This window comes from Micromonospora sp. CPCC 206061 (genome assembly GCF_036906915.1).
GTDB lineage: Bacteria > Actinomycetota > Actinomycetes > Mycobacteriales > Micromonosporaceae > Phytohabitans.
The window spans coordinates 1-11925 of record NZ_JBAKHX010000137.1 but is presented as its reverse complement, the minus strand read 5'-3'; the positions used below and the strand labels follow the sequence as shown (position 1 = coordinate 11925).

Annotated in this window: 13 protein-coding genes; 4 read left to right on the top strand and 9 right to left on the bottom strand. The window is 71.2% G+C overall.

The window, feature by feature from the left end:
• Positions 1 to 108: 108 nt before the first annotated feature.
• The 4 genes from V6V89_RS39815 to V6V89_RS39800 form a co-directional block, all read right to left on the bottom strand.
• Positions 109 to 1362: a PKD domain containing protein gene (locus tag V6V89_RS39815; RefSeq protein WP_334624880.1), complete on the bottom strand. Its 1254-nt coding sequence runs from the start codon at positions 1360 to 1362 to the stop codon at positions 109 to 111.
• A 60-nt stretch (positions 1363 to 1422) separates the two neighbouring features.
• Positions 1423 to 1827: a globin gene (locus V6V89_RS39810; RefSeq protein WP_334624879.1), complete on the bottom strand. Its 405-nt coding sequence runs from the start codon at positions 1825 to 1827 to the stop codon at positions 1423 to 1425.
• On the bottom strand, positions 1824 to 3203 hold the full coding sequence (locus tag V6V89_RS39805) for an MFS transporter (RefSeq protein ID WP_334624878.1): 1380 nt from the start codon (positions 3201 to 3203) through the stop codon (positions 1824 to 1826). Before V6V89_RS39805 ends, V6V89_RS39810 begins: the two co-directional genes overlap by 4 nt.
• A 254-nt stretch (positions 3204 to 3457) precedes the next feature.
• Positions 3458 to 4492 carry a mechanosensitive ion channel family protein gene (locus V6V89_RS39800; protein WP_334624877.1) on the bottom strand — a complete coding sequence of 345 codons (1035 nt, stop codon included), beginning with the start codon at positions 4490 to 4492 and terminating at the stop codon, positions 3458 to 3460.
• A gap of 279 nt (positions 4493 to 4771) precedes the next feature.
• Between V6V89_RS39800 and V6V89_RS39795 the strand changes: the two genes are divergently transcribed.
• Complete coding sequence (locus tag V6V89_RS39795; RefSeq protein WP_334624876.1) at positions 4772 to 5299, top strand: HNH endonuclease; 528 nt, start codon at positions 4772 to 4774, stop codon at positions 5297 to 5299.
• A gap of 16 nt (positions 5300 to 5315) precedes the next feature.
• On the opposite strand, the gene V6V89_RS39790 is transcribed toward V6V89_RS39795, so the two are convergent.
• From V6V89_RS39790 to kynU, 3 genes are read right to left on the bottom strand one after another with little or no spacing between them, the layout of a single operon-like run.
• Positions 5316 to 5939, bottom strand: coding sequence for a class F sortase (locus tag V6V89_RS39790; protein ID WP_442935309.1), 624 nt, complete (start codon positions 5937 to 5939; stop codon positions 5316 to 5318).
• A 17-nt stretch (positions 5940 to 5956) separates the two neighbouring features.
• Entirely contained in the window at positions 5957 to 6445 is a 489-nt protein-coding gene (locus V6V89_RS39785) for a hypothetical protein (protein WP_334624875.1), read from the bottom strand.
• 45 nt (positions 6446 to 6490) lie between these two features.
• The gene (kynU, locus tag V6V89_RS39780; protein WP_334624874.1) at positions 6491 to 7741 is read right to left on the bottom strand and encodes a kynureninase; all 1251 of its coding nucleotides are present in this window, start codon (positions 7739 to 7741) and stop codon (positions 6491 to 6493) included.
• Between the two features lie 78 nt (positions 7742 to 7819).
• Between kynU and V6V89_RS39775 the strand changes: the two genes are divergently transcribed.
• From V6V89_RS39775 to V6V89_RS39765, 3 genes are read left to right on the top strand one after another with little or no spacing between them, the layout of a single operon-like run.
• On the top strand, positions 7820 to 9265 hold the full coding sequence (locus V6V89_RS39775; RefSeq protein WP_334624873.1) for an amidase: 1446 nt from the start codon (positions 7820 to 7822) through the stop codon (positions 9263 to 9265).
• Between the two features lie 16 nt (positions 9266 to 9281).
• A complete protein-coding gene (gene ctaJ, locus V6V89_RS39770) occupies positions 9282 to 9569 on the top strand; it encodes an aa3-type cytochrome oxidase subunit CtaJ (RefSeq protein ID WP_442935308.1) in 288 nt (95 codons plus the stop codon).
• Complete coding sequence (locus V6V89_RS39765; RefSeq protein ID WP_334624872.1) at positions 9556 to 9972, top strand: DUF5130 family protein; 417 nt, start codon at positions 9556 to 9558, stop codon at positions 9970 to 9972. The genes ctaJ and V6V89_RS39765 overlap by 14 nt, the downstream gene beginning before the upstream one ends.
• 160 nt (positions 9973 to 10132) lie before the next feature.
• Here V6V89_RS39765 and V6V89_RS39760 read toward each other — a convergent pair whose 3' ends face one another.
• Together V6V89_RS39760 and V6V89_RS39755 are read right to left on the bottom strand one after the other, a co-directional pair.
• On the bottom strand, positions 10133 to 11068 hold the full coding sequence (locus V6V89_RS39760; RefSeq protein WP_334624871.1) for a DUF559 domain-containing protein: 936 nt from the start codon (positions 11066 to 11068) through the stop codon (positions 10133 to 10135).
• Positions 11069 to 11161: 93 nt separating this feature from the next.
• The gene (locus V6V89_RS39755) at positions 11162 to 11716 is read right to left on the bottom strand and encodes a Uma2 family endonuclease (protein ID WP_334624870.1); all 555 of its coding nucleotides are present in this window, start codon (positions 11714 to 11716) and stop codon (positions 11162 to 11164) included.
• Between the last annotated feature and the right edge of the window lie 209 nt (positions 11717 to 11925).

Genomic DNA, 11925 nt, shown 5'->3' with positions numbered 1-11925 from the left:
GGACCGGCCGGACCGGCGGGACCGGCGCGGGCGGGCGCGGGCGGGCGCGGGCGGGCGGCGGCTGGTGGCCTGACGGGCGCCGACCTGTCGGCGGGGTGGGGTGCGGGGTCAGGGGAGGGGGAACAGGCCTATGCGGGCGTGGTATTCGTGGCCCAGTCGGTCGGTGTCGGAGCCGACCCACAGCCCGTGGCGGGTCGCTAGGAACGCGCGTACGCCCACTCCACGGCTCCGTGTCGGGTTCCAGGCCAGCGCCCGTCCAGTATGCGGATCGATCGCGCCGATGCCTGGACGGGATACGGCTCCTGGCCCGGCCGATTTGTTGCCGTGGGGGTTGTCGAGCCACTGCTGGTGGCCGCCGACGTACACGGCGGTACCTGTGACGGCGACCGCCAAGAGCGTGTTGCCACCGGTGTGGTTGACCCAGGTGGCGCTGTGGCGGCCGGTGCCGGCGATCTGGAAGCGGGCCGCCGTGTCGCACATCCGGGTGCGGCCGGTCAGGTTGCCGGTGCTGACGACGACGAAGTACGAGGCGTCGGGGGCGAAGTCGACGCCGCGCAGGTAGGTGTCGTATCGCGGGTCGCAGTCCTGCTGGTAGGCGTCGGTGTACCAGTTGGCGACGACCGCGCTGGGGCCGCCGGTCTCCAGCAGCACGACCTGTTTGCGCGGGTGGCCGGCGGCGTGGGTGATGGCGCCGATGACGATGAGCCGTCGCCCGTCGGGGGAGAGCGCGAAGTCCTCGACCCGGGCGCGGTTGGCGTCGACGGCGGTCAGCCGCGCGTCGAAGCCGGTGTCGATGGCACCGCTCACCGCGTCCAGCCGGGCGAGCCCCGTGCGGGGCACGCGGTTGACGGCGCTGAAGGTGCCACCGGCGTACAGGCGGGTGCCGGAGAGGGCCAGGCTGCGTACGTCGCCCCAGTTGATGCTGGCCCGGAAGGAGGCCAACCGGCCGCCGGTCGAGACGGAGAGCCGGGTGAGGCCGCGCTGTCCGACGCCGTTGACGGTGCGGAAGGCCCCGCCGGCGTAGACGGTGCCGTCTGGGCCGGCGGCGAGCGCGTACACGGGTCCGTCGAGGGCGGGTGCGAAGCGGCGGAGGGCGCCTGTTTGCGCGTCGAACGCGAAGAGGTTTTGTCGCCGGTACCGGAAGCGGCTGTCGCTGGTGGCGACGGTCGTGAAGTCACCGCCTACGACGATGGTGCCGCCGACTTGGACGATGGCCCGTACCGTGCCGTCGAGTACGTGCGGGGTCCAGTCGACGGGGTCGGCGGTGACCACCCTTGGTTGGGCGATCTCCGCGGTGGCGGGGACCACGCCAGCGGCGGTGGCGGCGGCGAGTACGGCGACGGCGAACAAACGGCGGCGCATGAGCTCCCTCGGCTGGTCGGCGTGGGTACGCGTTGACCAACGAGCGAGGCGTATGCGCTGTTATGCCATGTTGACCCTGTTTGTCGGCTCCGGGTCGTCCATGGTGTTGACCATGAAGTACGCTGCCCGCTCCAGGTAGTCCCAGAGTGTCGTGCGCTGCTCCGGCGTCAGGTCGAGGCTGTCGACGGCTCGGCGCATGTGGCGCAGCCAGGCGTCCCGCTCGGTCGCGCCGATCCGGAACGGGGCGTGCCGCATCCGCAGGCGCGGGTGTCCGCGCTCGGCCGAGTAGGTGTTGGGGCCGCCCCAGTACTGCATGAGGAAGAGGGTCAGCCGCTCGGCTGCGGGGCCGAGGTCGGCTTCGGGATACATGGGCCGCATGACGGGGTCGGTCGCGACGCCCGCGTAGAACTCGTCGACCAGCTTGCGGAAGGTCGGCTCACCACCGACCGCGTCGAAAAAGTTCACCCTCTGATTCTGCCACGGCGCAACGCATGGGTGATCTTGAACTTGTCGGCCTGCTCGACGCCGTTCTGCCGGACGATCCCGCGCGCCTCGGGCGAGGGCGGAGGGACCGGCTGGGCGGAGCCCGCCGCGGCGACGGCGGTGTTGAACCGGTCGGCGCTCGGCCACTGGGTCGACGCGATCAGGATCAGCACGACGCCTGCCACGCTCCAGAGCCCTACCACGGTGCCGATCGAGAAGCGGTCGGCCAGAAGACCTGTGAGGAGCACCGCGGCGCCCTGCATGACCTGCGTGCCGCTCTGCATGACGCCGAACGCCCGGGCCCGGAAGCCGTGCGGCAGGGCCTGCACGAAGAGGCCGTTGGCGGCCGGCATCATGCCGGCCACCGCGAAGCCGCAGATGGCCGCCATCACCGCGATGCCGATCGCGGGTGGGTGCAGCAGCGCTGGAACGAGCGACAGCGGTGCCAGCACGGCAAAGGGTCGGATCAGCGCCCGGCGGACGTCGGGCCGGAGCAGCCGGGCCGTCACAAGGCCGCCGATGATGTATCCGGCGGGTGCCGCCGCCATGATCAAGCCCTGCGAGAACCCGCGTCCGGTTTCGGTGTCGCTCAGATCGGCGGCCCAGGCGGCGGCGAGGCCCTCCGGCACGATCGCGAAGAGCATGGACGCGAAGACCAGGATGGCGATCGCACGCAGCACCGGTGAGTGGAAGACCATCCGGAACCCGTCGGCGGTCTCGCGCAGCAGGTGGCTGCGGTGCGCCTCGGTCATCGCCGGTGGCCGGTCCTTGACGCCGAACCGGATGATCAGGGCGGAGCCGAGGTAGGTGGCGGCGTCGATGGCGAGGGCCAGCCGCGGGTTGGCCGCGGCGATCGCCGCACCGGTGATGTATCCGACCACCTGGGCGGCTTGACCGGTGCTCAGGTTGACGGACAGGCCCACCACGAGCCGGTCGCCGCCGAGGATCACCGGCAGCAGCGCCGACCGGGCGGCCTGTGAGGGCGGCGTCGCCAGCGTGGTGGCGAAGAGCAGGGCGAGGACCAACCCGACCGGCATCTCGAAGACGGCGATCACGCCGATGAGAACCATGCGGAACAGGTCGCAGGTGACCATGACCGAGCGGTACGGGTTGCGCTCGGCGATGGTCGACAGCAGGGGACCGCCGAGCAACCACGGAAGGTAGCTGATCGCGAAGGCCGCGGCGGACAGCGCCACCGACTGTGTCTGCCGATACACCATCGCCGTGATGGCGGCCTTGGCCAGGTAGTCCCCGAACCACGAAAGCGCGCTCGCGAGGTACACCGCACGGTATTCGGGCTGGGCGAACACCTCACGGAAGGTGGCCTGCCGATCGGCGGGGTGTGCCTCTTGGGACACGGAGGGGCCTCCATCGTTCTCGACGGCGGGCCACGTGGCGGTGGCGGAGCCGGGAACGCCAAATAGACAAACGAGCGGGGGAATCGTGACGCTCCGCCATGGAGCTTTTCACGGATTCTGCCCGATAGTCTGACATCTGGCTAGGGCGAACGGATGGTCCGTCGCATCCTCGACTGAACGAACGGACGATACCCGACCGTCCACGAGGGGCGCGACCCACGCGGACCTGCGTGATCGCACCACCTGTCCGTCCGTCAGGTGGCGCCACCCCGGGCGTTGTCCGTGTCGTGCCCCGGAGCCGCCGGACGGGGGTACATGCGGGCGGATGCGATCTGGGCGGTAATGCCCGACTCCTCCAGAGCGGCTGTGAGCCGCCTCCGGAGTTCGCGGTTGACGTCAGGCTGGCCCTCAGCTGTGGTTTTGGCCACCGTACGGATCATCGCGCCGTCGATGGTGATCTGCTCGACGCCCAGCACGTCCGGGGGGTCGAGGAAGTGCGCGGCCAGGTCGGGGTCGGCGGCCACCGCCTCCGCCGCCGAGCGCATCACCGTGGTCGCCTCGTCCACGCTGGCGAACCCGATCGGCATGTCGACGACCACCATCGCCCAGCCCTGACTCTTGTTGCCGACCCGGATGATCTCGCCGTTCCGGATGTACCAGAGGACGCCCCGCCCATCACGCACCGTGGTGATGCGGAGTCCGACCGACTCGACCACCCCGATGGCCTCGCCGAGGTCGACGGTGTCGCCCACGCCGTACTGGTCCTCGAGCAGCATGAAGATCCCGGAGATCACGTCCTTGACGAGCGTCTGGGCGCCGAAGCCGATGGCCACGCCTGCGATGCCGGCGCTGGCGATCAGCGGCGCCAGGTTGAAGTTGAGTTCGCCCAGGATCAGCAGGGCCGCGATGGCGAAGACGACGGCGGTGACGCCGCTGCGCAGCACCGAGCCGATCGCCTCGGCCCGCTGCCGGCGGCGTTCCGGCACCACGCTGGCCGGGTCGGGCGTCGAGTTTGGAATCCGCTCGCGCAGCGGCCTGAGGATGGTCGGTACCGATGTGTTGGCGGTCGTGCGCACGAGCCGGTTGATCGTGCGGTGCACCGCCCACCGGATGAGCAGCGCGACGGCGAGGATCAGGAGGATCCGGAGCGGCTTGACGAAGATCCAGAAGCTGCTCTCGGCCAGCCACGGTATGCCGAACCAGTCGAATACCCGCTGGCAGACCGCGTCCGAGCTGCAGTCCGCGCCGACGGTGGGTGTCGGGTTCGGCGTCTCCTGGAAGGCTGTCACGCCTGTTTTCGTACCGCACTGGCCCGATGCTCGTGCGGCCGGGTGCGACAGGATGCTCCGGTCAAACCAACCTAATCGGACATTCGCCGCAGGAAGTCGCAGGACACCGAAGGTTAACGAGAGCGGCTCTGATTAGTACGTGCATTTCCGTAATCCATCAGGGACCATTGGCGCACGGGACGCTGGTGATCGTGCCAGCGCCAGCCGCGGTAACACCCGTGCCGCGGCCAGTTGGTTGCCGACAGGAGCTGGGCTGCACGACCTGGAGAGGTGAGCGCGATGCCTGACATACGACCCGTGGTGGGCTCAGGTGCATTAGTCCTCAATGCCACATACGAGCCGCTGTGTGTCGTGTCAGTGCGTAGAGCCGCGATCCTGGTCTTGTCGGCGAAGGCCGTGTGCGTCGCCGACGGCGATGGCTTTCTCCACAGCGTCCGCCATGAGTTACCCGTGCCGGCCGTGGTCCGGCTCACCCGGTTCGTGCGTGTGCCGTATCGCACACACGTCGGTCTGTCCCGCCGGGCGATCTTTGCCCGCGACGGCTGGCGGTGCGCGTATTGCCGAGGCCCCGCGGAGACCATCGACCACGTCTTTCCGCGCAGCCGCGGCGGGCGGCACGCCTGGGAAAACGTCGTGGCCGCCTGCGCGCGGTGCAACCACACCAAAGGCGATCGCACCCCCGCCGAGCTGGGTTGGCGGTTGCACGCCAAACCCGCCGCGCCAAAAGGAATGGCCTGGCGGGTACTCGGCCACCGCGCGCCGGACCCACGCTGGGCCAACTGGCTCGATCTACCGCAAGCGGCCTGAGGCCGCTCTTTTCGTCTCACGGGCAAAGGGCTAGGGGCGGCGCGCGCGGATCAGTGACGCGAATACCACCACATTGTCCGCGTATCCGGTTGAACCGCCCCACCCAGCGGCCGCCGCACGTGATCAGCCGCAGGCTCGGGCGGCTGAAGTCGGCGTACAGGCGCCGGGCAGGCAGGTGTTTCTTGTCGAACCGCTCGACCGAGTTCACCTCGAAGATCGCCACCGACCCGTCTCGCCGGGAGATCTCGATCCTCGCCCCGGGCCGCACCTCGCGCAGATCGTGGAAGACCGCCGGCCCGGTACGCGAGTCGACATGCCCCACGATGATGGCCGGCCCGAACTGGCCGGGAGTCGGGCTGTCCCGATACCAGCCGGCCTCCTGGTGTTGGGTCGCGGCGGGCACGCCGATCGAGCCGTCGTCGGCGAGGCCCACGCCGTGCACGGCCGCGCGCAGCCCGATCGACGGCACGCTGATGCGCACCGGCCGGCTCGGCTCCAGCACCGGGAACTCGCGCGGCGGTGGCTTGCCCTCGGGCGTCCACCACGACGGCAGTTCGAGCTGGCCGAGCCCCGCGCCGGTGGCGAAGGCGCCGGCGAGAGCCAGCCCGACAGCCAGGACGCCGATGGGCCCTACCCGCATCCGAGGCCGCGTCCGGCCTAAGCGCGGCGGCGGCGCAGCGCCATCAGGCCGAGCCCGGCGCCGGCGGCGAGCGCGGCGAGGCCCCCGCCGGTCAGGATCAGCGGGCCGGTGCCACTGGCCGCCGTGCCGCCGCCACCGGTGGCCGGGCCCTTGCTCGGGTGCTCCATGCCGATCACGTACATCGTCGTGGTGGCCGTGCTGCCGTTGGCGCAGGACAGCTTGACGGTGTACCCGCGCGGGTTCGCGTCGGCGGGGACCGTCACCGCCGACACCACGAAGCCGTTCGCGGGTGCCATCTTCACCTCGCCGAACGCCTCCGACTTGGCGACGGCGTCGTTCAGGTTCTCCTGGCAGCTGCCGCGGATGCCCACCCGGTACCCGGCCTGGATGCTGCTCGGGTTGACCTCGACCCAGGCGCCGTCCGCGCGGGCCGGCGCCGGCGCGGCCAGCAACGGAAAGACCGAGGCCAGCGTGACGAGGGGGAGGCGTGTGACGTAATCCCTCATAGAAGGGATCTTTACATCGCTGTGCCGCAAATACCCGAAAATAGGTCAAGTGACGCGAGAGCGCTGTTCGGGGAAGCGGAGGTACGCCTCGGTCGCCATGACCTCCCGCAACGCCGTCATGCCCGCGTACACGTCCTGGAACCGGGTGTAGAGCGGCGCGAAGCCCAGCCGCACCCGGTCCGGCGTGCGGAAATCGGGCAACACCCCGGCCGCGCGCAGCGCCTGGCTGATCTGCCAGGCGCGCGGGTGGAAAAGCGTCACGTGCGCACCGCGCCGCGCGCTGTCGCGCGGCGACGCCAGCCGGACCCCGTGCGGTTCCAGCCACGCGTCGGCCAGGGCGATCGCGTACGCGCCGAGCGCCGCCCCCTTCTCCGCCACCCGCCCGATCCCCGCCTCGGCGGCCAGCTTCGCGCCCTCCAGCGCGGCGTACCCGCCCAGCACCGGCGGCGTGCCCACTCCGAATCGCTCGACCGACTCCACCGGGTCGTACGCCACACCCATGTCGAACTGGTTGCGCTGCCCGAACCAGCCCCAGATGGGCTGCCGTAGCGCGGCCCGCAGGTCCGACCGCACGTACAGGAACGCCGGCGCGCCCGGCCCCGCGTTCAGGTGCTTGTACGTGCATCCCACCGCCAGGTCGGCGCCGGCCGCCCGCAGCGGCACCCGGACCGCGCCCGCCGAGTGGCACAGGTCCCACAGCACCAGCGCGCCCGCGTCGCGCACCGCCGCGGTGATCGCCATCATGTCGGCGATGGCACCTGACCGGTACGCCACATGCGACAGCGCGACCAGCGCGACGTCACCGTCGAGCGCCTCGCGGACGGCGTCCGTGCTGATCCCCAGGTCGATGTCGGTCTTCAGGATTCGCAGCTCCATGCCCCGCGCGTCAGCGAGCCCCTCCAGGACGTACCGGTCCGTGGGGAAGTTGTCGTCGTCGGTCACGATGACCCGCCGGTCGGGGCGGGCGTCGCAAGCCGCGGCGGCCAGCTTGTACAGGTTGACGCTCGTCGAGTCCGACAGCAGCACCTCACCCGGTGACGCGTCGAGCACCCCGCTCGCGAGCACCTCGCCGACCTCGCGAGACAAGGTGATCCACCGGTCCCAGCCCCGGATCAGGTCGATGCCCCACTCGTCGATGGCCCGGTGCAGACGGTCCCGTGTGGACACAGGGAGCCGCCCCAACGAGTTGCCATCCAGATAGACCAGATGGTCGTCGGGGATGACGAACCGGTCGCGGAAGCCGGCCAGCGGGTCGGCCGCGTCGAGGTCGCGGGCCTGCCGGAGGTAGTCGGTCACGCGGAAAAATTACGTGATGCCGCAACGTGAGTGAGGACACTCGGTGCGGCTTTCGATCAAGCAGGGCAGGATGTGACCATGGCAGACCCGCATGACCTGACAGCGCTGGAGCAGGCCGATGCCATCCGGGCCGGCGAGCTGAGCAGCGCCGAGCTGGTCGAGCACTACATCACCCGCATCGAGGCGTACGGCGACACCGTCGGCGCGTTCGTGACGGTGACCGCCGACCAAGCCCGCGAGCAGGCCAAGGCCGCCGACGACACCCCGGCCGGCCAGCGCGGTCCTCTGCACGGGGTGCCCACCGCCATCAAAGACCTGACGCTGACCGCGGGCGTGCGCACCACGTTCGGCTCGGCCGCGTTCGCCGACTTCGTGCCGCCCATCGACAGCGACGCGGTCGCCCTGCTGCGGGCCGCCGGCACGGTCAGCCTCGGCAAGACCACCACGTCGGAGATGGGCGTCTCCCTGTACTCGGAGGGTGTCGTCGCGCCGCCCGCGCGCAACCCGTGGGATCTCGCTAACACCGCGGGTGGCTCCAGCGGTGGCGCCGCGGCCGCCGTCGCGGCCGGCCTCGTACCGTTCGCGCAAGGCTCCGACGGCGGCGGCTCGGTGCGCATCCCCGCATCGCTGTGCGGCCTTGTCGGATACAAGCCGAGCCGGGGCGTCGTGTCGGGCGGCCCGCTCGGCTTCGGCGCGTTCGGCCTGCCTACACACGGCCCGCTCGCCCGCACCGTCACGGACGCGGCCGCGATGCTCGACGCGCTGGCGGTACCCGTGCCTGGTGAGCCATATCTCGGCCCGCCGCCGCCCGACGGCGGCTACCTCGCGATCGCGCGCGCGGCCGCCCCCGGACCGCTGCGCGTCGGTCGCTTCGTCACCCCGATGCTGGCCGGCGACCAACCGGTCGACCCCGCCTGCGTGGCCGCCGTCGACACCGCTGCCGCCGCGCTGACGCGCGCCGGACACACGGTGGAAGAGATCGCGGCGCCGTTCGGCCCCGAGGTGTGGCCGCTGTTCGAGACCATCTGGTACGCCATGGCGCTGTTCCCGCTGCCGCCGGAGCGCGAGGCCGACCTGCTGCCGTTGACCCGGCTGATGCGCCAGCGAGGTGCCGAGATCAGCGCGGGCAGGCTGATGGGCGTGCTGGCCGAGCTCCAGATCCAGGTGCGACAGGCGATGCGCGCCACCGCCGCGTACGACCTGTTGCTCTGTCCGACGCTGGCCGGACCGCAGGCGCGGATCGGCTGGTTCAGCGAGACCGGCGACCCGGCGGTCGACTTCGACCGGCAGCGCCGGTTCTCGCCGTACTGTGCCGTGTTCAACGTCACGGGCCAGCCGTCGGTGTCCCTCCCGGTCGCCACGACGCCCGACGGGCTGCCAGTCGGTGCCCTGCTCACGGGCCGGTACGGGGAGGACGCACGCTTGATCGCGGGTGCCGCACAGATGGAGCAGATCATCGGGTGGAGCGACCGGCACCCCGATATCTGGCGGGCGACGCCCTCCGCTACCGTGAACGGCGTCTGAGTCAGGGGTGGAAACGGTGAGTGTTACCGAGACTGTGCTGGTCTTCGTCGTCATACCGGCCGCCATCGTGCTGGTGATCGCTGGCTTGGCCTTGCTCGGCGGCGGGCGTGGCGGCAAGCGTTACCGGCCAGGGCGTTCCTTCGACTTCGCGCCGGTGTGGTTCCTGTCCGCGCCGGAGCAGCTCGCCGGTACCCCGGCCGCTTCTTTGCATGAGCTGCCGGCTGGTGCGGAGCGCAAGGAGCTGACCTCGACCCAGACCGTGACCACAAAGGGTGCCACGGGAGGCGCAAGTGACCGTTGGTGAAGAGGCCCACGGCAGTACTGCCGAAGCCGCCCGGCCCGAAGTTCTCGACGGTCCGTTCACGACGCGCCAGCTGCTCCGCCTCGACGAGGCGCTGCGGGTGGCCGACCGCACGACCGGCCTGACCTTCAGCGTGTACGTCGGTGACCTTGAGGAGCCGACCCGTGCCCACGCCGAAAAGCTGCACAGCCAGCTTCGCGACCCCGACAAGTCCGTCATGGTCGCCGTGTCGCCCAACCAGCGGCTGCTGGAGATCGTGACCGGCGCCGACGCCCGCAAGCGCATCCGCGATCGCGAGGCCAAGCTCGCGGCCCTGTCCATGGTGGCGGCCTTCGGCGGCGGCGACCTGGCCGGCGGCTTGATCAGCGGCCTGGACCAACTGGCGACCCACGCCGGCCGCGCGTAGCGCCTTCGGCGCGGTCACTCCTCCCGCCAGCGCGGTCACTCGTTTCCGTGGGTGCGGTCGCTCCCTTTCCGTCGATCAAGGGCAAACGCACGTGGTTCGATCTCTTTTCCACGTGCGTTTGCCCTTGATCCGTGCAGATGCCCTTGATCGGCGGGCAAGGTCACACCCACCGGTGCGGCCGCGCTCCCGGATGGTGCAGCGTCGTGCGCATGACCGAGACGATCCGGTCCGGCCGCTGGTACAGGTCATGGTCGGTGAAGTACCGCATCCGCCAACCGCGCATCTCCAGCCAGTTGTGCCGCTCACGGTCGTGCCGCAGCCGCCACCGCTCCACGTGCGACCGGCCGTCGTACTCGGCGCCCACCCGCGACTGCTCGTACCCGAGGTCGAGGCGGCAGCGCTCCACACCCCACTCGTCGACGACCGCGAGCTGCGGCCGAGGCCGGGGCAGACCGCCGTCGTGGAAGACCAGCCGCAGGTGGCTCTCCTGCCGGCACTCGGAGAGCGGTGTGGCGAGCGACACCAACTCGCGAGCCTGCCGGACACCGCGCAACCGGCCGTGGCGTCCCACCTCGGCGGCCAGCTCGTCGGCCGAGCACGCGCCCGCGCGGAGCGCCGCGTCGAAGACCGCGAGCGCGTCGCCCCTCGGCAGGCACCGGGCCAGGTCGACCGCGCACCGCGCCGGCGCCAGGCACGGCACACCGAAGACCTCGCAGACGTCGTCGAACGGCAGCGCGCACTCGTGCGCCACGACACCACGCCGCTGTGGCACGGCCGTGCCCGCCGGCACCGCGACGTGGACGTCATTGGTGGCGATCACCCCGAATCCATACAGCAGCGCGGCGGTCTGGCCCGCGAACACAGCGTCCGGCGGCAGCGCGAGCAACGCCGCCCGGAGCCGGTCGAGCAGGTCAGCGGCGCCTGGCCCGCTGAGGTAGGTGGCGTGGAAAGGGCGGCCCAGCCGCCCCTTTGAGCGCGCCCACGCAGCCGCGCTCCTGCTGATGCCGGCGCCCCGCAGCGCCCGGATGTCGTGTGCCGCGAGGCCGCCGCGCAGCAGTCGCGGCAGTGCCGCCGCGTCGTCGTACAGGTCCGTCATGCGGCCGAGCGTTGCCGTCCGACCGGCACGCCGCTGCGCGCCTGTGGACTGGCAGCCGCCCTGTGGAAAACGCCCCGATCAAGCCGGCTGGTGCTACAACGACCAGGTCGCCGGGGCCACCTGGACGGCGTACGGGAGCTCGGCGGTCACGCACTGGCCCGGGTGGACGGAGCGGTGCAGCTCGTAGTGGCCGGCCGCCGCCCGGGTGTAGAGGTGCGCCACGGGACCCTTGCTCGTGCGCTCGATCCGCCAGTACGACTCGACGCCCGCCTCGGCGTACAGGCCGGGCTTGAGGCAGCGGTCGAGCCGGCGGCTGCTGGGCGACTCCACCTCGACCACCAGCGCGACGTCGCTCGGGTCTGCCCACGCGCTGGCCAGCGGCGAGGCGGGGAGCAGCACGGTGATGTCGGGCACCAGGTAGCTGGCGCCGGCACGCAACCCGACCCGGCAGACCGCCCGCCAGCCCGGCGGCACCGCCGTGCGCAGGTCACCGACGATGTCGTCGACGAGCCGCTGATGGGACTCGTCGACCGGGGCGCTGATGTGCAGGCTCCCGTCGATGACCTCGTACCGGTGGCCGTCGTCGGGCAGGGCGTGGAGGTCGGCTTCGCCCCACGGCCGATTGGGTGCGGTGAGCTGGAGAGTCACGCCGGATCACCTCCCTGTGGCCCACCCTACCGAGCCTGCGGCGTCACGCTCGCCGATCAAGGGCATTCTTATCGATCAAGGGCAAATGCACGTGGTTTAGAGATCGAACCACGTGCATTTGCCCTTGATCGACGTTGCGGGCGGCGCGCCGCCGGGCGGGGCGCGGCGCGCGGCGCGGTGGGCGCGGGGGGCGGTGGGCGCGCGGCGCG